Here is a 23,098-nt window from a genome sequence, read left to right as displayed (position 1 = left end):
CGGCACCGGGCCAAATACCTGGTGCCCGCATTATTGAAGTGCATACAACACCTGTAGGAGTGAGCCTGCTCGCGATCGCATCGACGCGGTATGACTGTTGTACCGAGTTGCCTGCATCGCGAGCAGGCTCACTCCTACACAAAAGCAGATTGCAGTAATTACTGGAGGACACCGCCCCATGGCCGCATTCGCCCATTCCGTCGGCGCCCAGACCTATCGCTTCGACAGCCTCAAGGACGTCATGGCCAAGGCTAGCCCGGCGCGTTCCGGGGACTTTCTTGCCGGCGTCGCCGCACTTAACGACGGCGAGCGGGTGGCTGCGCAAATGGCGCTGGCCGACATCCCGCTCACACATTTCCTGCAGGAAGCGCTGATCCCCTACGAGTCGGATGAAGTCACCCGACTGATCATCGACACCCACGACAAGCAGGCCTTCGCGGTCGTCAGCCACCTTACCGTCGGTGGTTTCCGCGACTGGCTGCTCAGCGACGCCGCCGACGAAACCAGTCTGCGTAACCTCGCCCCGGGCCTGACCCCGGAAATGGTCGCCGCCGTGTCGAAGATCATGCGCGTGCAGGATCTGGTGCTGGTGGCGCAAAAGATTCGTGTCGTCACCAAATTTCGCGGCACCCTCGGCCTGCGCGGACGTTTGTCGACGCGCCTGCAACCCAATCATCCGACCGACGAACCGTCCGGCATCGCCGCGAGCATTCTCGACGGTCTGCTCTACGGCAACGGCGACGCGATGATCGGCATCAACCCGGCCACCGACAGCATCGCCTCGATCTGCGCGATGCTGGAAATGCTCGACGCGATCATCCAGCGCTACGACATCCCGACCCAGGCCTGTGTGCTGACCCACGTCACCACCTCCATCGAGGCGATCAACCGCGGCGTGCCGCTGGACCTCGTGTTCCAGTCGATTGCCGGCACCGAAGCGGCCAACGCCAGTTTCGGCATCAACCTGAATGTCTTGCAGGAAGGCTACGACGCCGGCCTGAGCCTGAATCGCGGCACCCTCGGGCAAAACCTGATGTATTTCGAAACCGGTCAGGGCAGCGCCCTCTCGGCCAACGCCCACCACGGTGTCGACCAACAGACCTGCGAAACCCGGGCCTACGCGGTGGCGCGACATTTCAAGCCGTTTCTGGTGAACACCGTCGTAGGATTTATCGGCCCGGAGTACCTGTACAACGGCAAACAGATCATCCGCGCCGGCCTCGAAGACCATTTCTGCGGCAAGTTGCTCGGCGTGCCGATGGGTTGCGATATCTGCTACACCAACCACGCCGAAGCCGATCAGGACGACATGGACACCCTGCTGACCCTCTTGGGTGTCGCGGGGATCAACTTCATCATGGGCATCCCCGGCTCCGACGACATCATGCTCAACTACCAGACCACCTCGTTCCACGACGCCCTCTACGCCCGCCAGACCCTGGGCCTGAAACCGGCGCCGGAGTTTGAGCAGTGGCTGGCGAACATGGGCATCTTCACCCAAGCGGACGGCAAGGTTCGCTTCGGTAACAACTTGCCGCCGGCCTTCCGCCAGGCGCTGGCGCAACTGGGATGAGTCACATGGAAAAACCGCCCGTGGACCCGCAAAACCCTTGGCTGGAACTGCGCCGCCTGACCCCGGCACGGATCGCCCTCGGCCGTACCGGCACCAGTCTGCCGACCAGCGCGCAACTGGATTTTCAGTTTGCCCACGCGCAGGCACGCGATGCCGTGCATCTGCCATTTGATCATGCCGGACTCAGTGCGCAATTGACTGAACGCGGACGCGAAAGCCTGCTGCTGCACAGCGCCGCTACGGATCGAAACAGTTATCTGCAACGCCCGGATCTGGGGCGCAAGCTCAGCGATGAATCGGCGCAGGCCCTGCGTGAATACGCTGCGGCGCATCCGGGTGGTGTCGATCTGGCGATTGTCGTGGCCGACGGCCTGTCGGCACTGGCGGTTCATCGGCATACCCTGCCGTTTCTGACCCGACTGGAGGAGCAAATGAGCGCTGACGGCTGGTCGATGGCGCCCGTTATCCTGATGGAACAGGGTCGCGTTGCCGTCGGTGATGAAATCGGCCAATTGCTCGGTGCAAAAATGCTGGTGATGCTGATTGGCGAGCGCCCGGGCCTCAGCTCACCGGACAGTCTCGGTTTATATTTCACCTACAATCCAAAAATCGGCCTGACCGACGCCTACCGCAACTGCATCTCCAATGTGCGGCTCGAAGGCTTGAGCTACGGCATGGCGGCGCATCGCTTGCTCTATTTGATGCGCGAAGCCTGTCGGCGGCAGCTGTCAGGGGTCAACCTGAAGGACGAAGCACAGGTTCAGACGCTGGAATCGGACGCCGGTGTAGACATGAAAGGTAATTTCCTACTCGATCCGCCCACAACCTGAACCGTTTCCGCATTGCGTTTCTGCGCCGGTTTCAGGCAGGATCGATGCACGGCCGCACGGGTTTCCCATCGCCGTCAGAGCAGTTGAAGACAGCCACTTGAAGACGAGACCTATCATGCGGATTATTCAAGCGACCCTCGAACATCTGGATTTGTTGACCCCATTGTTCGTCAAATATCGCGAGTTCTACGGTTCCCTGCCTTACCCGGATTCCTCCCGTGCGTTCCTTGAAAAGCGTCTGCGCCGCAAGGAATCGGTGATCTACCTGGCCCTGGCCGACGATGACGACAAGAAGCTGATGGGCTTTTGTCAGCTCTATCCGAGCTTCTCTTCGCTGTCGCTCAAACGCGTGTGGATCCTCAACGACATCTATGTCGCCGAAGACGCGCGCCGGCAACTGGTCGCTGACAACCTGATCCGCACTGCGAAGAAAATGGCCAAGGAAACCCAAGCCGTGCGCATGCGTGTCTCCACCAGCAGCAACAATGAAGTTGCGCAGAAAACCTACGAGTCCATCGGGTTCAAGGAAGACACCGAGTTCAAGAACTACGTGTTGCCGATCAGCGAAGAGCTTTGACCGCGCGTGCAGCCTGTGATGAGGGAGCCTGCTCCCTCAGCCACGTTAACTACATCCTGACAATTGCTCACACCCCGACATCCCCCGCTACAAAACCAACGCGCTTTTCATCTTTCAGACCGTATAATCCCGAGCTTTCCGGCTTGTAAGAAAAACTACACCCCGCTGTAGGCTTACACCCGAATCATCCGCACAGGCCTGCAGAGTCGGGCCGTCATACAGGTGCCCCCATGGATTTCAACCCGCTCGACCTTATCCTGCATCTCGATGTGTACCTCGATTTGCTGGTGAACAACTATGGTCCATGGATCTACGCCATCCTGTTTCTGGTGATTTTCTGTGAAACCGGGCTGGTGGTGATGCCATTCCTGCCGGGTGATTCGTTGCTGTTCATTGCCGGTGCCGTTGCGGCGGGCGGCGGCATGGATCCGGTGCTGCTGGGCGGTCTGCTGATGCTCGCGGCCATACTGGGCGACAGCACCAACTACGTGATCGGACGAACGGCCGGCGAAAAGCTGTTCAGCAACCCAAACTCGAAAATATTCCGTCGCGATTACCTGCAACAAACCCACGACTTCTACGACAAGCACGGCGGCAAAACCGTGACCCTGGCGCGTTTTCTGCCGATCATCCGCACCTTTGCACCCTTCGTCGCTGGTGTAGCGAAGATGCCCTACCCGCGTTTCTTCGGTTTCAGCGTGTTCGGCACGGTGCTGTGGGTTGGCGGTCTGGTGACATTGGGCTATTTCTTCGGCAACGTGCCGTTCATCAAGAAAAACCTGTCGTTGCTGGTCGTCGGCATCATTCTGCTGTCGCTGGTACCGATGATTATCGGTGTGGTTCGCAGCCGCTTCGGCGGCACCAAAGCCCAATCGCACTAAGCCGATGTGGTCGCTGAGCGCCTGGCGTCGCCGGCGCACTCTGGCGAAGCACCCGATTGCCGACGACATGTGGCAACGGGTGCGCCATCACCTGAGCTTCCTTGACGGCATTAGCGCAGCCGAAGACCAGTGGCTGCGCGAAGCCTGCGTGCTATTCCTCGAAGACAAACACCTGAGCGCCCTGCCCGGCGTCGAACTGCATCAGGAACAACGCCTGTTGCTCGCCGCCCAGGCGCAACTGCCGCTGCTCAATCTCGGCGATCTGAACTGGTATCAGGGTTTTCATGAAATCGTCCTCTACCCGGACGATTTCCTCAGCCCGCAACGTCATCGTGACGCCAGCGGTGTCGAGCATGAGTGGGACGGCGAACACAGCGGCGAAGCCTGGCAGCAAGGGCCGATCATTCTTGCCTGGCCGGGTGTGATGGCCAGTGGTGGCTGGGAAGGCTACAACCTGGTGATCCACGAACTGGCGCACAAACTCGACATGCTCAACGGCGACGCCAATGGTCTGCCGCCGCTGCATGCCGACATGCGTGTCAGCGACTGGGCCGACGTCATGCAAAAGGCTTACGACGACCTCAACCGTCAGCTCGACCATGATCCTGACGCCGAAACCGCCATTGATCCCTACGCCGCCGAAAACCCCGCCGAGTTCTTTGCGGTCACCAGCGAGTACTTCTTCAGCGCCCCGGATCTGCTGCACGAGGCTTATCCACAGGTCTATGCGCAGTTGCAGCTTTTCTACCGGCAGGACCCGCTGGGCAGGTTGCGGCAACTTCAGGCCACAGACCCGGTCTATCAGGCGCACGACTAAGGTCTGCACGACTTTCGGTACATGGCGTCGACGGCAGAATATGCCTATAATCGCCGCCACTTTTTGGTCAATCCGGCCAAGTGTTTTTGGTCAACTACGGGGGCAACGCCCAATGAGCTACAGCAAGATTCCGGCTGGCAAAGACCTGCCGAACGACATCTACGTCGCGATCGAGATCCCGGCCAACCACGCGCCGATCAAATACGAAATCGACAAAGACAGCGATTGCCTGTTCGTTGACCGTTTCATGGCCACCCCAATGTTCTACCCGGCCAACTACGGTTACATCCCGAACACCCTGGCTGACGACGGTGATCCCCTCGACGTACTGGTTGTGACCCCTTACCCGGTTGCCCCAGGTTCGGTAATCCGCGCGCGTCCAGTCGGCATCCTGAACATGACCGACGACGGCGGCGGCGATGCCAAAGTCATCGCAGTACCACACGACAAGCTGTCCCAGCTGTACGTCGATGTGAAGGAATACACCGACCTGCCGCCACTGCTGATCCAGCAGATCGAGCACTTCTTCGCGAACTACAAAGATCTCGAAAAAGGCAAATGGGTCAAGATCGAAGGCTGGGGCGGTGCAGACGCCGCCCGCGAAGCGATCACCAAGTCGGTTGCCGCCTACAAAGGCTAAGCAGTTGCGCTACGCGTGAGGCTTGAAGAAAACCCCGGTTGATCCGGGGTTTTTTGTGCTCGGGAAAAGCCGCCTTAAACAGAGTGTTTATGACGGACTACAGAAAAGTTTTATCTTGTGTAATTTCCCACAAGAACGTCTTACATCCCGTCGCAAAATTCAGCCCGTTTTTGAACGCCCGGTTTATTCAAACCGCTCTGGCACGGCCGTAGACTCCGTGTTTATGAGAAAGAACACTAGCGGTCCAAGATTCAAGGCACTCCTGGAAGCTGCGAACATCTCGACGACGGGTTTCGCAAAGTTCTGGGGCACGGAAGCCCAAAATGTCCACAACTGGTACACCCGGGGCGTCCCGGCGTATCGCATGGAAGAAGTCTCACGCCTGCTGTCCGTCAACAGCGAATGGCTGAAAACCGGCCAAGGCACAAAAGAGCTGCCAAGCCTGACTCCGCCAGCCAGCAATGGCGACAGCTTCGACGCTCAGGATCCCCAGGGGTCCTATCGATTCATCCATCCCAACGACATCGAACTGGCCTTCTTCAAAGAAACACCCCTGACCAACGGCTCCGACAAAACCCACGTCATCCAGGACCCTGACCTGTCCATCCGCCTGCTGCGTGCACCACTGGATCAACTGGAAATCCGCCACGCCGACGCCATCTGCGCGCACATGATCGGCAACAGCATGGCCGAACGTATCGAAGACGGCTCCATCGTCGCCATCGACCGCAGCCTGACCCAGGTCGTCGACGGTGAGATCTACGCCATCGAACACGACGGCATGCTGCGCATCAAATACCTGCACCGCATGCCCGGCAACGGCCTGCGCCTGCGCAGCCACAACAACGCCGAATACCCGGACGAAGTGTTCCGCCCGGCACAGATCGAGGAGCAAAGGATTCACATATTGGGCTGGGTGTTCTGGTGGTCGACAGTGAGCAAGCGGCGGCCGGTGGTGCCGTTTCTATGATCTCACGGCCTGCAAAGCCTCCTGTAGGAGTGAGCCTGCTCGCGATGAGGCCCTGATAATCGGTACAAATCTCGAATTTGTTCGACTGCGGTTGCTCTAAACCGCACTTCAGGCTGGGAATCCACAACAAAACTCAGTATCCTGCGCCCCACATTTGCGCATCGACCCGCCCCGCGGCTCAGACAGCGCCCGACGCGGCAGACCAACGTCTGACCAAGTCCCACAGCCGGACGCAGATCCGGATGTACGTTTTGAAGGCTGGCGCGGTTTACCAAAAATAAACCAAGCCAGTCCCCGAGAAGCCGGCCACAAGCCGGCTTTTTAATGCCTGAAATAAACCCGGCCTACCGTCTGAAACATAAATTCGCGCTTGTCGAACAGAAGAGCCTCTTGGTACCGTAACGACAAACGTCATTACAGGTATTTCATCATGGCCTCCATCAACATTCGCATCGACGATGATCTGAAGCAGCGCTCCTTCGCCGAACTGGAAAAGCTGGGAGTAACTCCCTCAGAGCTTTTGCGTCAGACACTCCAATACGTCGCCGAGCGAGGCAAGCTACCCTTCAAAGCAGCATTGCTCAGCGAGGAAGATGAAGTACTCATAGCCGTAGTCACCGAACGCCTCGCGGCACCTCAACGAGTCAAGGTAAGTCTGGATGACCTATAACCTTGAATTTGATCGTCGTGCTTTAAAGGAGTGGAACAAACTCGGCGATACGGTTCGCCACCAGTTCAAGAAGAAGCTCACAGAGGTATTGGAGAATCCTCGAATAGAAGCCAATCGACTTCGCGAGCTCCCGGATTGCTACAAAGTGAAGCTGAAAAGCGCTGGCTATCGCCTGATCTATCAGGTCCTTGATCAAGAGATTGTGGTGTTTGTAATCGCAATCGGGAAGCGAGAGAGAGAAGCTGCTTACGAGGTTGCGCAGGACCGTCTTTCGCTCCTGCCCTGAGTCGGTCCAATGTCTGCGACCTGAAATTGGGCAGCAACCCGCAGCCCAATTCCCTCACGGATAACTGAACGCCTTAACCAACGTCAACTCCCCCACCGCCCGCATCGGGATCAGAAACGTCTCCATCTTCTCGCTCGGCGTACCCTCTTCAGTAATCACCGTCACCTGCGCCGTGGTCAGTGCCTGTACCGCTTCATCCCCGCCCTCGTCATCCCCGCGATACCCACCGCCGTAATAATTCACATACACCAGATACTGCCCCTTGATCGGCGCCGGCATGGCGAAGATTTCCGGGCCATAACCGGTGGTGACGTCAACGTCGAGTGCGGCGCCGTTGGCGGCGCTGCGGTTGCCGTACCAAATGTGCGCGCCGTCAGGGGTGATCAGGTGCAGGTCGAGGTCGGTGCCGTCGCTGTCCCACGCCAGCAGTACGCGCAGTTTTGCCGGGGTGGCGCCGCCGCTGGTATTGAGGAATTGCGTGCGGTGGCGTTGCTGGCCGTCGGGACTGCGTACTTCGACGCTGTTGCTACCGTTGGGGAAGGAGAACGGGCGGTCGAAGCGGCCGCTGTCGTCGATTTTCAGCGGCATGCTCACGCCGTTGACGATCAGGCGGCCGGGTTCGTTGTCCTTCCGCGCAGCTTTGATCTCGCCGCTGATGCGGGCAGTGTTGGCCTGGCCGACCGGGGTGTTGACCGATGAGGCCGGGTAATTGACGGTCTGGCGGAAGCTTTCGCCCTCGCCTTCGGGGGCGCCGCTGCGCCAGCCGCCGATCGGGGTGTCGAGTTTGACGCTGTCGGCAGCGATGACCGGCGAAAGCGCGGTCAACGTGCAGAGCAACAGCAAGACCTGTGGATAACGGAGTGTCATGGTCTATTCCAGCAAAAGGTGACGGGCGAGCCCTTCGATGTAGGTTTCATCCTGGCCGTTGGGGTGTGCTTCAAAGGCCAGGTGCAGATATTCGTGGGTCAGGTCGAGGCGATCCTGCAGGGTCAGTACGCCGCGCACGTAGATACGTTGGCGTTCGCGGTCGACGAAGGGCCTGCCGAAGGCCAGTTTGCACACGGCGAATGTGCTGACTTCGTTGTAGCCGGTTTCGCTTTCCAGCTTCGGGCGCCAGCCGCGCCGCTGTTTCTGCAGCCAGTCTTGCGCGGCGGGCAGTGCCTCGCAGGAGGCGACCGGATTGTCCCAGCGACTGAGGCTGGCGCGCGGATAGGCGTGCAGGAGGATCGCGTCGTAGCGCTGACCGGCGTTGGCCTGCTCGACGGCTTGTTGCCAGGCGAGTTTGTCCGGGCCGGGTTGATCGGAGTGATAGGTGACGGTGCTACCGGCCAGTACCAGATCCGCCGTCCACGCCGCGATGTTGCGTGACTCGGCCGAGGCTGGACGCGGTGCGACGCGTTGGCGATTGCTGCTGTCGTCGATGCTCAGGCAATCGCCGTTGCGCGTGGCGTTTTGCAGCAGATAAGTGCGGATTGCCACGGCCAGCGCTTTGGCCGCTTCGGCGGGTTCCGGTTTGGCTTCGCGCTCTAGGACGCGAGCTACATATTCTTCGCGATCAAGCCTGGCGACCAGTTTGTCGTTGAGCAGAAACAGTTCGCCGTCACTGTGGATATCCAGCGCGTTGCCATTGGCGAATTCGACGCGGTAATCGCCCTGCAACGGGCCGGACGTCATCACCCGCTCACCAGCCAAAACCCGCGTGAGCGGATAGCGCGAGAACAACCCGACTTCAACACAGCGCCCGGCTTCTGCCGGCCATGCGGCGGGCAACACCGTCGCCAGTGCCTGCCCGTAATGGCGCAAAACCATCTGACTGGTACCACGCCCACCCGCCCAGAGCGGAGATCCGTCCGCGGTCCAACCGGCGAAACCACCCTGGCGCGACTGCGGATCCTGATCGCCAAGCCAGCTCCAGGTTTTCACCCGCAAACGCCCGCCCAGTTCGCCGACGACATTACCGTCCGCCGCATTCAGCACCACATCGAGCAGCACTCGACGCGCTTGATCCTGCGCCGGCAAAGCAGCCAAGACCTTCAACAACTCAATCACGGAAACCCGTTGAGCCGGCTGCACCGACGGCAAATCCAGCAGCCACGATGGCGCCCGCCGCGCCTGCCAATACGTGCGCCAATAGGCAGAAGAAATCCCCAATCGCGCAGGCTCAAAGTACAAACCGCAGGATTTCACCAACGCCTGATCACGCTCGATCCTGCCGCCCGCCGAGCAGCAATAAACCTCTTCCTTCGACTGTCCGCGACATTCATACGCCGGCTCACGCGCACCGGTATCGACCAGCCATGCGTATACGAACAATTTCCACAGACTGCCCAACGGGGTATCGAGCGTCGGCGGCAAGGGCTCGCGGGCGATCAATTGCGTCTGACTCAACGACAACAACTCGCCCTTATAGGCCACGCGCAACGGCTCATCCTGCGCCGTCGCCAGCGCAGGTATCACACACATCAGCAGCCACAGCAGCGGCCGGCTCATGTCAGTTGACCGTGACCTGACCAAGGGCGGCTTTCGCTTCCTGGGCCTGATGCTGCGGCGCGTAGACTTGCTTGAAGCGCACCGGCGGCAGGTTGAACTGGCCCTTCTGCGAGAAGCGCACCAGATGGCGCAGGCGCAACTCACCACTCAACGCATCGACCGGCACCGCGTACGCCAGTTGACCCGGTTCGAAGCGCGCCTTCTCCAGCGCGGTCGGCTCGGTGCCGTCCTTGCCCTGCAACTTGATGCCCCAGGTGGTGCGCTCGACATCGGCGCCCGGTGGTAGCGGCACTTCGAGCATGCCGTAGCGCAGCGGTTTCGGCGCTTTGCTGGTGAGGATCACTTCGTCCAGATACAGGCTGTCGCTGGACAGCGGCTTGCTGCCGATCGGCTCCAGTTTGAAGGTGAACGCTTCGTCGCCCGGTACCAGTCGCGACAGGCGACGGGTGATGGTCACGGCCATCGGATCGACTGCCGCTTGCTGGGTCTGGAAACTCAACGCCGCGCGCAGCGGACGCTCCTGCGTACCGGACACCGACAACACGCTCGGCACTGGCGTCGTGCCCTGCCACGTCCAGTACATCTCGCCGCTGGCTCCGTAGTTCTTCTTCCAGCCTTCACCCGGCGTCAGCGCAATGGTCGGCGACGCCTGGGCGATGCTGCGCTGCAGCCAGGTCAGCGCCAGCGCACGTTCGAGGGTCGATTGCTGCGGCAGCAAACGTTGCAACAACGCCGTAGCACGCGCCTGATCGAACGCTTGCAGCGACAGGTTCAGCGCCTCGGCGAACGGCTGCGAACTGACCGCCAGACGCTGTTGCGCAGCCCCTACCTGACGATTGAACGTTTCCGGCAAGGCAACCTTCGACTGCGTGGCCAACGCAGCGGTCAACACCCGCGCCGCCGCCAGACCGAGCGCCGAATCCGGGTCGCTCATCACCAGACTGTCTTCGCCGTCGTCCATCAGGGTTTCGGCGTTGCCTTCACCGGCCTTGGCCAGATCCTCCATCAAGCCGCTGAGCAAGGTGTTCACCGGCAAATGCATCTGCTTGGCGAACGACAGAATCAGCGCGCGCTGCAGCAACGGTGTGTTCGGCGCTTGCTTGGCGTAGACCTCCAGCACTCGCTGCCAATGCTCCGGCGGCAAGGTCAATTCCAGCACCTGGCTAGCGTTCCAGTCGGCGTAGTAAGCGTAAGCCGTGAGGAACGCATCCGGCTCACCGTCGTAGCCCCACCAGGTGAAGCTCGCCGACGGCCCGGCCATTTGCACCAGACGCAGACGGCTGTTCTGCATGATCAGGCGCAAGCGATCACGAATCTGCGGATTCGATGCCAGCGATGGATAGGCAATGCTCAACGGCAGCAAACGGCTGGCAGTCTGCTCAACGCCGCCGTACGGATAGCTGAGCAGATCATCGAGTGCCGAGCGGAACAACGCTTGCGGGCTGTCATCCAGACGCAGGCGAATATCGGTGGCGTCGGCCGGCAGACTCAACGGTGTGTCACCGCTGGCCACGTCGAGGCTTTGAGTCTGAGTGACTTGCCAGCCGTCACCGGTCGCACTCAGGCGCACGGCGAGAGAGTCGGCGGTCTTGCCGTCCTGCACCAACTCCGCCGTCCATTCGCCGGAAGCCAATGAGAACGCCGGCAGCGGCAGATAATTGATGCCGTTGTTCAGGGTCACAGGCAGACGCTGTTCGGCGCCCGCATAGTGAGTCACCAGTTCAGCCTTGACCGGTTTCTCGGCCTGACTGAACGCAAACACGCCAAGTTGCGGCTGATCACCCTTGCGGAATTTGCTCGGCCCGCTCCACTTCAGGTACAGCGGTTTTTCCGAACGCACGAACTGCTTCTTCTGCCCGACCTGACCATCATCGGCAATTGCCCGCGCGGTGATGCGCCAGCGGGTCAGCGAGTCCGGCATCTTGAAGGTGAAACGGGTTTTGCCGTCGGCCCCGGTCAACAACTCTGGCTGCCACGCAGCGGTATCGACGTCCTCACGACGCGGCCGCTCCAGCACTTTCACCCCGCGCTCGCTGCGGTTGGCTTTGCCCGGTGCGCCGGGGCTGCCCGGCAACGCGACGTCGTAACTGATGAAGGACAGGCTGGCACTGGTGCGCACGTTGTTACGGCGCGGGTGATAGAAGAACTGGTCGATGGTCGGCGCGACTTCCGGTTGCAGTGCGTAGACCATTTCGTCGACAACACTGACGGTCAGATGCGCCGGAACCGCTTTGCCGGCGAACTGGGTGGTCAGATCAACCGTGACCGTGTCGCCCGGCAGGTACACCGCTTTGTCGGTGCTGATCGCCACGTCGATTTGCGGCGCAACCACTTTGATCCCGGCGTTCTGGAAGCTGTACTGACCGCCCTTGGTGTAGAGCACGGAGAAGGTCAGGTTCGGTGCAAAGTTGTCCTTCACCGGAATGCGCGCGCGGTATTGGGTGTCGCTGAGTTTTTCCAGTTTCAACCAGTCGCCGCCCTTGGCCAGCAGCGCGGTGGCTTCGACCTTGTCGCGTTCCAGCGAGAGCAACGCATCACTGACCGGCTCCGGGAAAGTGATCAGCGCCAGCGCTTCATCGCCGGCCTTGTACTCAGGCTTGTCGAGGACGATTTCCACAGTGCCCGGTACCGCTTTGACGCCGTCGCCAGTGACCGAATGCCCCGTGGCACCGAGGACGCGACCGTGTTGATCTTTCAAGGTCAGGTTGTAAGTGCCCGGGCGTTCGAAGGCCATGCTGAAGCCCTTGTCAGTCGCCGCGAGCTTGCCTTCACCGGTGCTCTGGTCTTCCAGACGTACCCAGCCATAGGTGCTCGGCGTCACCGCTTTGCTTTGCTCGGTGCCGCCCTCGTTGGCGTAGCTGAATGCGACTTTGTCGCCGACCGCGCTGAAGCGTTGCGGCGCACTCAGACGGAAGCTCGCCGCGCCACGGTCGATAAGGATTTCCTTGGTGGTCTTGACCCGATACGCCGCGCCATCGCTGGCGAACACGGTGAGCATGTAGCGGCTCGGCTTGTCGGCGGCCGGCAGGTCGAGGCTCGCATTGCCTTTGCTGTCGGTGGTCAGTTCGGTGCTGGTCAGCTCCACCGGGAATTGCCCGAGGTATTGCAGCTCGTTGTCGACCATCGACAGTTGCTGGGCGCGCAGGCTCAGGGTCAACTTGGCGTTAGCCACCGGTTTGCCGTCCGGGTACAGCAACAGCAGACTGCCTTTGACCGGCTCGCCAGTGCGGTAATCCTGCTTGGCCAGATTCAGCGAAATCTCGAAGTGCGGCTTGATGTACTCGGCCACGCGGAAAGCGCTGCTGTAAGCCTGGTCCTTATAGTTGAAACGGATCTCGTAACCACCGGCCACTGCGTTGTCCGGCAACTGGAAGCGGCCCTGAGTGCCGGCCTTCGAATCGAGTTTCAGGTCGAGGTGTTGCAACTCAGTGCCTGTGGCGTCAAGCACGCTGACCGTGACATCTGCAGCACCCGGCAACACCGAGTCCCGCGCATTCTTGAACTCACGACCAACGATTTTCAGCGACACCCAATCACCTGGGCGATACAGCGGCCGGTCGGTGAACGCGTAGAGTTTGGTGTCGTAGATTTCGCTGTCGTAATAGAAGTTCTCGGAGACGAACACCCCGCCCTCTTCGTCCTCGCCGATGACGAACGAACGCTCCGGGCTGACATGTTTCAGGCGCAGCAAACCGTCAGTATCGGTGGCACCGCTGCTCATCACGCCGAGGCCGTCGGTCCACAGCACATTGACCTTCGGTACCGAACTGCCTTCGTGTTTGCGCGCGGCCCAGACCAGCAATTCATCACCGGCAATCTTGCTCACCGCGACGGTGTTGGAGACGAACACCATGGTGGTTGCGCGGTACTTGCCGATCAGCGCTTCGACCAGGTACAGACCCGGCTTCAGATTGCCCAACGGGATATAAACGTTACCCGGTGCGACGCTGACGAAATCGCTCGAAGACCCGGCCAGATTGACCCCGGCCGGCGGCTGAATCGGCTTGGCCTGCCACAGCGGATAACGGAACTGGCTGACCACCGGCAGACCCGGAATCAGCGCAAATTGCGGCTGCGCGTCGTACGGCGTCGGCGCTGCGATGGCGTTGCCCATCTTCAGTTCCGGCACTTCTTCGGTGACCTGTTTGCGCGATTCATAAGAGAACGCGCGCTGCATCACCCGTCGGGATTTGCGGTACCAGTTGTCCCACAGATACGCGAGGGTGTTGGACAGGCCTTCACCCTTGAACTGGCCGTCGCTGACCACGCGATGCAGATTCTTTTGACGCTTGAGGAAATCCAGCGGTTTGTCGATGCGGTACACACGAATATCCGCGCCGCCGTAAGGTTCCATGCGGAAACGACGATAGTCACGGCCCGGCGCTTCGAGACGGACCATTGCCTGTTCATCAGCAGCAAAACTGCTGTCGGCGAGCAGGAAAAAGCTTTCACCCGAGACCGGCGTGTAGCCGCTCGGCTCGACCGAATCTTCGGCGCTGACGGTAGCCACTGGCAGCAACAGCGCCAGCAGCAAAGGAATTCGGGAGCAGAGTCGCAACATGCGGGCACCGGTCATTGGGAGAGAAAGTTCAGTCGATAGACGCCGATGAAGTTGGGGTTGGCTGCGTCGGGTATCCATCGGGTGTCCTTCCATGTCATGAGTTGCTGCAGGCTTGCCGAACGCATGCCGTTGTCAGTGGGGGTGGTGGTGCCGGTGTGATAGGCGATGTAGCGGCCCATCCAGATCATCAGGTGCTGGTCGTCGCCCTGATCGAAAAACATCAAATCACCGGGCCGTGCCTGCGAGACGTCACGGCTGACCAGATGACTATTGAACTGAATCAGTTTGATCGCGTTGACGTACGGCCCGACCTTGCCGCCGCCCTGCTGCCATTGCTGGGCGAGCTTGCGTTGCTCATTGCTGAGCGACAGCTCCGGCGGCAGATAACGATTGGACAGGCCGTTGCTGCGCAGCCATTTGTCGTCGTGGACTTTCAGCGCTTCGTTGGCGGCAAAACGCACCAGCCCGGCACAGTCCTGCTGATACCAGCGCGGACTTGGGCCTTGGCTCAACTGCTCTTGAGCGATGCGCACGAACCAGGCGCGAAACACCTGGGATTGCGCCGGATCGAGTGCGGGTGCTTCAACGGCGCGGGCGCCCGCACTGAGCAACAGCGCGAGCAGGCCGAGGCTGCGGATCAGTGTCGTCACAGCGCTTTCCATTCCAGCGGCAACCATTGCCAGTGGCCGTCAGGCTCGCTGCCTTCCGGCAGCGTCAGCGCGTACTTGCCGTAGCCGCCGAGGGTGCGCAGTTTCGGAATCAGATAGGTTTGCGCGGCGTTGTAGAACACCGGTTCCATGTCCTGCGGCAGGCTATCGAGGGTCTCCTGCTGCATCAGCTGCGCCATCGAATCCGGGCCGAAGTAGATCGGCATCAGCACGTCTTTGGGCAACACGTCGGCCATCGGCGGGAAGCGTTTGTCGAGGGTGCCGAGGGCCTTGTCGACGAGTTTGTCGTCGAGGGAAAACAGCAGCGTCGAACCGTGGCGAGCTAGGCTGACCTTCATGAAAGCCTTGCCGGAAATCGCGTCCGGGTTCTCCGCAGTTTTCGCCGCATACGGGCCGAAGTTGGAGCTGACCTGACGCTGCCAGACGTGGTTCTGGCCTTCCTGCTTCTCGACTACCGGGAACACGTTTACTTCAACGTTGGCTTCGAATGCACCGACCATCGAACCGAACAGTTTGCCAAGATCACCGTCGAGTTTGCTGCTGTCCTCGTCTTTCAGACTGGCCACCAGCAATGGCGTGTACAAACGCGAATCGGCGTACCAGCACAGGCCTGCCGCGCCGGCCACGTGTTCGGTGAGAGTTTGCGCCACGGTTTCTTCAGCGCCGAGTTTCACCAGCAATGGTTTTTGCGGTTCGGCCGCGACCGGAAGGGTCACGCAGGCACTGGCGCCCAGCGGCATTGCTTGCCAGACCGGTTTGAAATCGAAGTCGGGCTGGTTGTCCAGTTCGTCCATGGCGAGGTAGCTGTGCCAGCCCTTGTCATCCATGTCGAAGCGCAGCCCGGCGAAGTTCGGGATGAAACGTTGATAACCCATGGCCAGAACGCTGGAGTTGACCGACAGGCGTTGCTTGGTTTCCGGAGTTTTCGCCGGCAGGCCGAACGCTTCGGGGAACAGTTTTTCGCCATTGAGCAGCGCCGCCAGCGCTTGTGGCGAGACATGGCCGGATTCCTCGGAGGCGCCGCTTTCCGGGTCGTAATACTTGGCCGGGTTGGACAGCACCACCAGTTTGTCGCCGTGGGAGGCGAACAACAGGGCTTTGCTGGCGTTATAGGTCAGTTGATACAGCGGCACAGTGTCGCCGCCGACCTTGAGTTCGCTCATCTGACTGAGCTGCGTGTCATCCAGCGCAACCTTTGCCAATGGCTCGAGCAGTTTCGCCAGCCCACCACGATCCATCACCAAAAGGAAATCCTTCAAGCGCCCATCCGCGCCACGCCACAACGCAACGTCGGCCGGTTGATCGAAAAGCTGCTCGATCAGGCTGTCCTGCAACTTCAGATCATGCTCGTAAATGATCCGGCGCAGACTGCCAATCAGCCCCATGCGGTCGGCGTGGGTTTCGTAATAAAAGACGAAATCTTCGGTGAGCGTGGCCTTGAGGAACGGCACCGTCAGCAGGTCCTTGGGCAACTGGCTCAGCGAGCGGGTTTCCAGCAACGCATCCGGGCGGCTGAGGCCGAGCTTGTCACTGGCCAAGTCCGCCGGCGGCGCCTTGGGCTTGAGCAGCAGCCAGCCAAAACCACCCGCTACACCGGCCACCAGACACAACCCGGCCAGCAGCAAGGGCCAGCGCCGCGAAGGTTTGGCCGCTGGCGTGTCGGCAGCCGAAGTAACAGTGTTATCGCTCATCTTTTCGCTCATTTCCCAAAGCTCAGGATTTCATCCGTGGCGGAATGCTTAATAGTTGAAAGTCTTGACCAGCAGCAGATCACCGATCGCCCGCAGGGGCACGATGAACGTTTCGCGTTTTTCGTCGACGGTGTTTTCGTTGAGTACCAGCGTGATTTGCGAGGTGATCACCTCGTTCTGGTTGCTGGTCTCCTCGAAGTTATAGCCGCCGTTGCCGAAGTTGCCCCAATAGTTGACGTAAACCAGATAAGTGCCGTGCAGCGGCGCAGTCATGGTGAACATTTCCGGGCCGGGGCCGTCGACGCCATCCGGGTCGAGACCGCCGCCATTACTCAGCGCCGGCTGCGCCCAGAACGCATGCTGACCGTCGGGCGTGACAATGTGCAGATCGAGCTCGGCTTTTGGATCGTCCCAGCCCAAGACAAGACGAATTCGCGCCGGCGTGCGCAAATTGTTTGCTTCATAAAATTGCACGCGCTTGAGCGACTGGCCTTCGGCGCTGATCACTTCGACGCTGTTGGAGCCGGCGCCGAACGCGTAGGGCCGGGCGAAACGGCCCTGGTCGTCGGTGTACAGATTCAATGGATTGCCATTCACGGCGAGGCTGTGCGGCGGGCGCATATGGCCGATGGCCTTGAGCTGGCCCTGGATCATCGTGCGATTGCGCTGAATGCCGCGATCAATCGGCGGCGTGGGATAGGCGACTTGCGGGTTTTCCGTGCGATCGAGCAAGCCGTGATAGCGCCAGCCGCCCACCGGTTCCGACAGTTCAGCGCTCGGCGCGGCCGACAGCGCGGGCGCGCAGGCCAGGCCGATCAGTAGCCAAAGAAATGAACGCATGTAATGCCTCCTGCCATGCCTGAACGAAACCTTGCACCCGATCCTCGGTACTTCACAGCGGTGAAAACTGCGTTTCGTCTGAAAGACCCGTGACTGTAGGGTCGTAGAAGGCGCGAAGATTAGCCATTTGGCAGTTTTTTAACAATCGGATACATGTGCAATCGCTGTAGGAAACCTGCTTTTCAAGGGGCGTGAGCCGAATAGAGAGATTATTCGGCTCACAAAATGAGCCGAATAGGTTTCAGCCATCCCGAATCGCCTCAGGAAAAAGGGCCGGTCGCACCCCGCTCATTTGCCCATAAACCCCCTATCTGCTAGTGTCGCGCCGGTTTAACGTCAACCGGAAATCGCCGCCATGGCCCGCAAAAAAGCTGCACTGGATTTCGAACAGTCCCTCGCCGACCTGCAAACATTGGTCGAGCGTCTGGAGAACGGTGAATTGTCGCTGGAAGACTCGCTGACCGCTTTCGAGCAGGGCATCGGCCTGACCCGTGATTGCCAGGCAGCGCTGGCGCAAGCCGAGCAGAAGGTGCAAGTGCTGCTGGAGCGCGATGGCGAACTCGCCGAGGAACCCTTCGACGCGGAACAGCCAGAATGATTGCGGCGTACACGGCGAGCAGCCAGACCCGGGTAAACGCGGCGCTGGAAACCCTGTTCAACGCGCCGTTACCGGAGTTGGCGCGGCTTTACGAAGCCATGCGCTACAGCGTGATGAACGGCGGCAAACGCGTGCGTCCGCTGCTGGCCTACGCCGCGTGCGAAGCCCTCGGTGGCAAGGCGGAGCAAGCCAACGGCGCGGCCTGCGCGGTTGAGTTGATCCACGCTTATTCGCTGGTTCACGACGATTTGCCGGCGATGGACGACGACGATCTGCGTCGCGGCCAGCCGACCACCCACAAGAAATTCGACGAAGCCTGCGCGATTCTCGCCGGTGACGGCTTGCAGAGCCTGGCTTTCAGTGCCCTGCTCGACCCGCGCCTGAGCGATTGCAGCAGTGACATCCGCCTGCAAATGGTCACTGCGCTGGCACAGGCTGCGGGCCCGGCAGGCATGGTCGGCGGTCAAGCCATCGACCTCGGCTCGGTTGGCCTGAAACTCGATCAGAAAGCCCTCGAACAGATGCACCGGCACAAGACCGGCGCGCTGATCGAGGTCAGCGTCAAACTCGGTGCTCTGGCCAGCGGCCGCGCCGAGAAGGACGAACTCAAGGCCCTGCAGACTTATGCACAGGCTATCGGTCTGGCCTTTCAGGTGCAGGACGACATCCTCGACGTCGAAAGCGATACCGAAACCCTCGGTAAACGCCAAGGCGCCGACATCGCCCGCGACAAGCCGACCTACCCGGCGCTGCTCGGCCTCGACGCCGCCAAGGCCTACGCGCTGGAACTGCGTGATCAGGCTCTGCACGCCCTGCGACCGTTTGACGCGGCCGCCGAGCCCTTGCGTGAGCTGGCCCGGTATATCGTCGAGCGGCGCAACTGACGGCGTATCCGCCAAAAAAGACCAACGCGTGGGCAGGGGGCGATGCATCAGGTAAACTGCCGCATCTTCTATACCTATAACGATTCGCCTGATGCCCACGACGTTTCATGAGATTCCCCGCAAGCGCCCGACCACGCCCCTGCTCGACCGCGCGAATACGCCGGACGGCCTGCGCCGGTTAGGCGAAGCCGAGCTGGAAACCCTGGCCGATGAGTTGCGCCTGGAATTGCTCTACACGGTCGGTCAGACCGGTGGGCATTTCGGTGCCGGCCTGGGCGTGATCGAGCTGACCATCGCGTTGCATTACGTCTTCGACACACCGGACGACCGTCTGCTGTGGGACGTCGGGCACCAGGCGTATCCGCACAAGATCCTCACCGGTCGCCGCGAGCGCATGGGCACCCTGCGCCAGAAGGACGGCATTGCCGCGTTCCCGCGTCGCGCCGAGAGTGAATACGACACCTTTGGCGTCGGCCACTCCAGCACTTCGATCAGCGCTGCACTGGGCATGGCCATCGCCGCCCGCCTGCAGAACAGCGATCGCAAGGCAATCGCGGTGATTGGTGACGGCGCGTTGACCGCCGGCATGGCTTTCGAGGCGCTGAACCACGCGCCGGAAGTCAACGCCAACATGCTGGTGATCCTCAACGACAACGACATGTCGATCTCGCGCAATGTCGGTGGCCTGTCGAATTATCTGGCGAAGATCCTTTCCAGCCGCACCTACGCGAGCATGCGTGAGGGCAGCAAGAAAGTCCTGTCGCGCCTGCCCGGCGCCTGGGAAATCGCCCGTCGTACTGAAGAATACGCCAAAGGCATGCTGGTCCCCGGCACCCTGTTCGAAGAGCTGGGCTGGAACTACATCGGCCCGATCGACGGCCACGACCTTCCAACCCTGATCGCCACCCTGCGCAACATGCGCGATCTGAAAGGCCCGCAGTTCCTGCACATCGTCACCAAGAAAGGCAAGGGTTTCGCCCCGGCGGAAGTCGACCCGATCGGCTACCACGCGATCACCAAACTCGAACCGGTCGATGCTCCGGCTGCTGCGCCGACAAAGGCTGGCGGTCCGAAGTATTCGGCGGTGTTCGGCGAGTGGCTGTGCGACATGGCTGCTACTGATCCGCGTCTCGTCGGGATTACCCCGGCGATGAAGGAAGGCTCGGATCTGGTGGCGTTCAGCGAACGCTTCCCGCTGCGCTACTTTGACGTGGCGATTGCCGAGCAACACGCGGTGACATTCGCGGCCGGCATGGCCTGCGAAGGCGCAAAACCGGTAGTGGCGATCTACTCGACGTTCCTGCAGCGTGGTTACGACCAGTTGGTGCATGACGTCGCGGTGCAGAACCTCGACGTGCTGTTCGCCATCGACCGCGCCGGCCTGGTGGGCGAAGACGGCCCGACCCACGCTGGCAGCTTCGATCTGTCCTACCTGCGTTGCATCCCGGGCATGGTCATCATGACCCCGAGTGATGAAAACGAACTGCGCAAAATGCTCACCACCGGCCACCTGTACAACGGCCCGGCAGCTGTGCGCTATCCACGCGGCACCGGCCCGAACGCGACGATCGACAAAGACCTCGAGCCGATTGAAATCGGCAAAGGCATCGTCCGTCGCCAGGGCAGCAAAGTCGCTCTGCTGGTGTTCGGCGTGCAACTTGCCGAGGCGCTGAAGGTGGCTGAAAAACTCGATGCCACCGTGGTCGACATGCGTTTCGTCAAACCGCTGGATGAAGCGCTGGTGCGCGAGATTGCCGGCAGTCATGAGTTGCTGGTGACCATCGAGGAGAACGCGATCATGGGCGGCGCCGGTGGCGCGGTCAGTGAATTCCTCGCGCGGGAGAACATCCTCAAGTCGATGCTGCATCTGGGCTTGCCGGACGTCTACGTCGAACACGCCAAGCCTGCGCAGATGCTGGCCGAGTGCGGGCTGGATGAGGCAGGGATCGAAGCGTCGATTCGTGAGCGTCTGGAATTGCTCAACAAGTAATCGCAATACCTGTGCAAAACCCTGTGGGAGCGAGCTTGCTCGCGAATGCGGACTGTCAGTCGACTCACTCATGACTGACCCACCGCATTCGCGAGCAAGCTCGCTCCCACAGTGGTTTATGAACTTTCAAAATTGAATTCGCCCTACGCGTCAACGGACCACCGATGAACCTCTCGCGCCTCGCCCTGCCCTTCCTCCTGCTGCCAGCCGCCAACGCCCTCGCCGACACCTTCGAACGTGAGCAAGCCCTGAAGCTGCCCGACATGCTGATCTCCGCCAACCGCCAGGTCGAAGCCCGCAACGACAGCAGCGCCGCCAACACGGTGTTCACCCGCGAAGACATCGACCGCCTGCAGCCGAGTGACGTGCCGGACCTGCTGCGTCGCGTCCCTGGTGTGCAAGTGGCGCAAGCCGGCGGACGTGGCAGTCTGCCGGGCATTTACATTCGCGGCACGCAGTCGGCGCAGAGTCTGGTGCTGGTCGACGGCCAGCGCATTGGCAGCTCCACTTCCGGCGACAGCAACCTGCAGCATCTGAACATCGAGCAGATCGAGCGGGTGGAAGTGCTGCGCGGTTCGCGTTCGGTGATTTACGGCAGCGATGCGATTGGCGGGGTGATTCAGATCTTCACCCGGCGCGGCACTGAGCAAGGTTTGCAGCCACGGATGCACGTCGGTTTCGGCAGCAACCAAACGTGGGAACGCAGCCTCGGCTTGTCCGGGGGCGACGAGAAAACCCGCTTCAATCTCGGTGCCAGCCTTGATGAAACCGACGGAGGTGACCGTACTCACCAGTCGTACCCAAGCGATGCCGATCACGACGCCTACCGCAATGAGTCCGTTAGCCTGAGCCTCAGCCATGCGCTGAGCGATGACATCGAAGTCGGCGCCAATCTGCTGGATAACCGCGGCAAGAACGAGTTCGACAACCCGTTCGGCCGCTTCGACATGAACACCTTCGAATCGGTCCAACAGCAGCCCTACAGCGATTTCAACGTCAGCAGTGTCAGCAGTTACGTCGATGCTCGGGTCAACGAAACCTGGAAAACCCGGATCGAATTCGGCCATACCGAGAACCGCGAGAAGAGCCTCGACAAGCTCAGCGACGAACGCACGGTGTTCAACACCTACCGCGACTCGGTGAACTGGCAGAACGATCTGACGCTGGACGCACGCAACAGCCTGATTCTCGGCGGCGACTGGTACGAAGACCGGGTCAACAGCAGCACCGCATTCGACGAAGACAGCCGCTGGAACCGCGCCGCATTCATCCAGCATCGCTATCAGGCCGACAGCTTCTCCACGGAACTGGGTCTGCGTCACGACGACAACCAGCAATTCGGCAGCCAGAACACCTGGAGCGGCACGTTCACATTGCCGCTGAACCCGGACAACGACCTGTTGCTGAGCTATAGCGAAGGCTTTCGTGCGCCGACTTTCAACGATCTGTACTACCCCGACTTCAGCAACCCGGATTTGAAACCGGAAACCTCGAAAAGCTATGAGTTGCAGTGGCGCAGTCAGTTGACTGACAGCAGCCGTCTCGAGGCGTCGATTTACCGTACGGACCTGGAAGACGCGATCATCTTCGGCAGCAATTCACGCCCGGAGAACATCGCGTCGGCGCGGATCAACGGTTTTGAAGCGGCACTGAAGCAGGAACTGTTCGACTGGCAGAGCAACCTTGGCGTATCGATCATTGATCCGCGCGACCGTGATACTGGCCACACCCTGGCCCGGCGTGCGCGGCGCACGTTGAGTTGGGATCTGGATCGACAATTTGATCAAGTCAGCCTCGGTGCCAGTTGGCAGGCGGTCAGCAGCAGTTATGACGACCTGAAAAATGAAAACCCGCTGGGTGGTTATGCGTTGTTCGGCTTGCGCAGCAGTTGGGCGTTGAACCGCGAGATCAAGCTGGATCTGAAGGTCGATAATGTTTTCGACAAAGGTTACAGCCGGGCGAATTACAGCTATGACGGCAGCCAGTACGGTTATCGCGAGGAAGGTCGGGTGTGGATGTTTGGGGTGACTTGGACTCCCCAGCTTTGATTTGAATCTTCGGTGATTTGACTGACCCCTTCGCGAGCAGGCTCGCTCCCACATTTGGAATGCAATCCTCCTGTGCGAGCGAGC

Annotated in this window: 19 protein-coding genes; 13 read left to right on the top strand and 6 right to left on the bottom strand. The window is 60.5% G+C overall.

Annotated elements, in window-relative coordinates:
• Positions 1 to 178: 178 nt before the first annotated feature.
• From BMY54_RS16365 to BMY54_RS16325, 9 genes are all read left to right on the top strand, one after another.
• Complete coding sequence (locus tag BMY54_RS16365) at positions 179 to 1,573, top strand: ethanolamine ammonia-lyase subunit EutB (protein WP_053124208.1); 1,395 nt, start codon at positions 179 to 181, stop codon at positions 1,571 to 1,573.
• A complete protein-coding gene (gene eutC, locus BMY54_RS16360; RefSeq protein WP_371914441.1) occupies positions 1,570 to 2,403 on the top strand; it encodes an ethanolamine ammonia-lyase subunit EutC in 834 nt (277 codons plus the stop codon). The genes BMY54_RS16365 and eutC overlap by 4 nt, the downstream gene beginning before the upstream one ends.
• A gap of 115 nt (positions 2,404 to 2,518) precedes the next feature.
• Positions 2,519 to 2,980, top strand: coding sequence for a GNAT family N-acetyltransferase (locus BMY54_RS16355; RefSeq protein WP_007910890.1), 462 nt, complete (start codon positions 2,519 to 2,521; stop codon positions 2,978 to 2,980).
• Between the two features lie 230 nt (positions 2,981 to 3,210).
• Positions 3,211 to 3,861, top strand: coding sequence for a DedA family protein (locus BMY54_RS16350; RefSeq protein WP_064118832.1), 651 nt, complete (start codon positions 3,211 to 3,213; stop codon positions 3,859 to 3,861).
• A 4-nt stretch (positions 3,862 to 3,865) separates the two neighbouring features.
• Positions 3,866 to 4,678 carry a M90 family metallopeptidase gene (locus BMY54_RS16345; RefSeq protein ID WP_093434526.1) on the top strand — a complete coding sequence of 271 codons (813 nt, stop codon included), beginning with the start codon at positions 3,866 to 3,868 and terminating at the stop codon, positions 4,676 to 4,678.
• A gap of 112 nt (positions 4,679 to 4,790) precedes the next feature.
• The gene (gene ppa / locus BMY54_RS16340; RefSeq protein WP_093434523.1) at positions 4,791 to 5,318 is read left to right on the top strand and encodes an inorganic diphosphatase; all 528 of its coding nucleotides are present in this window, start codon (positions 4,791 to 4,793) and stop codon (positions 5,316 to 5,318) included.
• 223 nt (positions 5,319 to 5,541) lie between these two features.
• Positions 5,542 to 6,288, top strand: coding sequence for a S24 family peptidase (locus BMY54_RS16335; protein ID WP_093434520.1), 747 nt, complete (start codon positions 5,542 to 5,544; stop codon positions 6,286 to 6,288).
• 430 nt (positions 6,289 to 6,718) lie between these two features.
• Positions 6,719 to 6,958: a type II toxin-antitoxin system RelB/DinJ family antitoxin gene (locus BMY54_RS16330; RefSeq protein ID WP_016984130.1), complete on the top strand. Its 240-nt coding sequence runs from the start codon at positions 6,719 to 6,721 to the stop codon at positions 6,956 to 6,958.
• Entirely contained in the window at positions 6,948 to 7,244 is a 297-nt protein-coding gene (locus tag BMY54_RS16325; RefSeq protein ID WP_016984129.1) for a type II toxin-antitoxin system RelE family toxin, read from the top strand. The genes BMY54_RS16330 and BMY54_RS16325 overlap by 11 nt, the downstream gene beginning before the upstream one ends.
• A gap of 54 nt (positions 7,245 to 7,298) precedes the next feature.
• Here the strand turns inward: BMY54_RS16325 and BMY54_RS16320 are convergent, their stop codons facing one another.
• Genes BMY54_RS16320 through BMY54_RS16295 form a run of 6 tightly spaced genes read right to left on the bottom strand, consistent with a single transcriptional unit; the run spans position 7,299 to position 17,494 of the window.
• Positions 7,299 to 8,111: a YfaP family protein gene (locus BMY54_RS16320; protein WP_093434517.1), complete on the bottom strand. Its 813-nt coding sequence runs from the start codon at positions 8,109 to 8,111 to the stop codon at positions 7,299 to 7,301.
• A 3-nt stretch (positions 8,112 to 8,114) separates the two neighbouring features.
• On the bottom strand, positions 8,115 to 9,734 hold the full coding sequence (locus BMY54_RS16315; protein ID WP_093434514.1) for a DUF2300 domain-containing protein: 1,620 nt from the start codon (positions 9,732 to 9,734) through the stop codon (positions 8,115 to 8,117).
• A 1-nt stretch (position 9,735) separates the two neighbouring features.
• On the bottom strand, positions 9,736 to 14,310 hold the full coding sequence (locus BMY54_RS16310) for an alpha-2-macroglobulin family protein (protein WP_093434511.1): 4,575 nt from the start codon (positions 14,308 to 14,310) through the stop codon (positions 9,736 to 9,738).
• The gene (locus tag BMY54_RS16305) at positions 14,307 to 14,957 is read right to left on the bottom strand and encodes a DUF1175 domain-containing protein (RefSeq protein ID WP_093434508.1); all 651 of its coding nucleotides are present in this window, start codon (positions 14,955 to 14,957) and stop codon (positions 14,307 to 14,309) included. Before BMY54_RS16305 ends, BMY54_RS16310 begins: the two co-directional genes overlap by 4 nt.
• Positions 14,942 to 16,654: a DUF2138 domain-containing protein gene (locus tag BMY54_RS16300; RefSeq protein WP_093434956.1), complete on the bottom strand. Its 1,713-nt coding sequence runs from the start codon at positions 16,652 to 16,654 to the stop codon at positions 14,942 to 14,944. Before BMY54_RS16300 ends, BMY54_RS16305 begins: the two co-directional genes overlap by 16 nt.
• A 48-nt stretch (positions 16,655 to 16,702) precedes the next feature.
• Positions 16,703 to 17,494 (bottom strand): YfaP family protein, encoded by a 792-nt coding sequence (locus BMY54_RS16295; protein ID WP_093434504.1) that lies wholly within the window; start codon positions 17,492 to 17,494, stop codon positions 16,703 to 16,705.
• Between the two features lie 355 nt (positions 17,495 to 17,849).
• On the opposite strand from BMY54_RS16295, the gene BMY54_RS16290 reads away from it, so the two are divergent.
• The 4 genes from BMY54_RS16290 (at position 17,850) to BMY54_RS16275 (ending at position 23,014) form a co-directional block, all read left to right on the top strand.
• Entirely contained in the window at positions 17,850 to 18,092 is a 243-nt protein-coding gene (locus BMY54_RS16290; RefSeq protein ID WP_003228627.1) for an exodeoxyribonuclease VII small subunit, read from the top strand.
• Complete coding sequence (gene ispA / locus BMY54_RS16285) at positions 18,089 to 18,976, top strand: (2E,6E)-farnesyl diphosphate synthase (RefSeq protein WP_093434501.1); 888 nt, start codon at positions 18,089 to 18,091, stop codon at positions 18,974 to 18,976. Before BMY54_RS16290 ends, ispA begins: the two co-directional genes overlap by 4 nt.
• A 91-nt stretch (positions 18,977 to 19,067) precedes the next feature.
• On the top strand, positions 19,068 to 20,966 hold the full coding sequence (gene dxs, locus BMY54_RS16280) for a 1-deoxy-D-xylulose-5-phosphate synthase (protein WP_093434498.1): 1,899 nt from the start codon (positions 19,068 to 19,070) through the stop codon (positions 20,964 to 20,966).
• Positions 20,967 to 21,130: 164 nt separating this feature from the next.
• A complete protein-coding gene (locus tag BMY54_RS16275; RefSeq protein WP_093434495.1) occupies positions 21,131 to 23,014 on the top strand; it encodes a TonB-dependent receptor domain-containing protein in 1,884 nt (627 codons plus the stop codon).
• Positions 23,015 to 23,098 lie beyond the last annotated feature (84 nt).

The organism is Pseudomonas sp. ok266 (assembly GCF_900110195.1).
GTDB classification, from domain to species: Bacteria; Pseudomonadota; Gammaproteobacteria; order Pseudomonadales; family Pseudomonadaceae; genus Aquipseudomonas; species Aquipseudomonas neuropathica.
The sequence above is the reverse complement of the archived record's forward strand: the minus strand, read 5'-3'. Positions and strand labels throughout refer to the sequence as shown.

Excerpts from the sequence above, each read along its gene's own strand:
- BMY54_RS16365 (WP_053124208.1), top strand. The coding sequence starts at position 179 with ATGGCCGCATTCGCCCATTCCGTCGGCGCCCAGACCTATCGCTTCGAC.
- eutC (WP_371914441.1), top strand. The coding sequence starts at position 1,570 with ATGAGTCACATGGAAAAACCGCCCGTGGACCCGCAAAACCCTTGGCTG.
- BMY54_RS16355 (WP_007910890.1), top strand. The coding sequence starts at position 2,519 with ATGCGGATTATTCAAGCGACCCTCGAACATCTGGATTTGTTGACCCCA.
- BMY54_RS16350 (WP_064118832.1), top strand. The coding sequence starts at position 3,211 with ATGGATTTCAACCCGCTCGACCTTATCCTGCATCTCGATGTGTACCTC.
- BMY54_RS16345 (WP_093434526.1), top strand. The coding sequence starts at position 3,866 with ATGTGGTCGCTGAGCGCCTGGCGTCGCCGGCGCACTCTGGCGAAGCAC.
- ppa (WP_093434523.1), top strand. The coding sequence starts at position 4,791 with ATGAGCTACAGCAAGATTCCGGCTGGCAAAGACCTGCCGAACGACATC.
- BMY54_RS16335 (WP_093434520.1), top strand. The coding sequence starts at position 5,542 with ATGAGAAAGAACACTAGCGGTCCAAGATTCAAGGCACTCCTGGAAGCT.
- BMY54_RS16330 (WP_016984130.1), top strand. The coding sequence starts at position 6,719 with ATGGCCTCCATCAACATTCGCATCGACGATGATCTGAAGCAGCGCTCC.
- BMY54_RS16325 (WP_016984129.1), top strand. The coding sequence starts at position 6,948 with ATGACCTATAACCTTGAATTTGATCGTCGTGCTTTAAAGGAGTGGAAC.
- BMY54_RS16320 (WP_093434517.1), bottom strand. The coding sequence starts at position 8,111 with ATGACACTCCGTTATCCACAGGTCTTGCTGTTGCTCTGCACGTTGACC.
- BMY54_RS16315 (WP_093434514.1), bottom strand. The coding sequence starts at position 9,734 with ATGAGCCGGCCGCTGCTGTGGCTGCTGATGTGTGTGATACCTGCGCTG.
- BMY54_RS16310 (WP_093434511.1), bottom strand. The coding sequence starts at position 14,310 with ATGACCGGTGCCCGCATGTTGCGACTCTGCTCCCGAATTCCTTTGCTG.
- BMY54_RS16305 (WP_093434508.1), bottom strand. The coding sequence starts at position 14,957 with ATGGAAAGCGCTGTGACGACACTGATCCGCAGCCTCGGCCTGCTCGCG.
- BMY54_RS16300 (WP_093434956.1), bottom strand. The coding sequence starts at position 16,654 with ATGAGCGATAACACTGTTACTTCGGCTGCCGACACGCCAGCGGCCAAA.
- BMY54_RS16295 (WP_093434504.1), bottom strand. The coding sequence starts at position 17,494 with ATGCGTTCATTTCTTTGGCTACTGATCGGCCTGGCCTGCGCGCCCGCG.
- BMY54_RS16290 (WP_003228627.1), top strand. The coding sequence starts at position 17,850 with ATGGCCCGCAAAAAAGCTGCACTGGATTTCGAACAGTCCCTCGCCGAC.
- ispA (WP_093434501.1), top strand. The coding sequence starts at position 18,089 with ATGATTGCGGCGTACACGGCGAGCAGCCAGACCCGGGTAAACGCGGCG.
- dxs (WP_093434498.1), top strand. The coding sequence starts at position 19,068 with ATGCCCACGACGTTTCATGAGATTCCCCGCAAGCGCCCGACCACGCCC.
- BMY54_RS16275 (WP_093434495.1), top strand. The coding sequence starts at position 21,131 with ATGAACCTCTCGCGCCTCGCCCTGCCCTTCCTCCTGCTGCCAGCCGCC.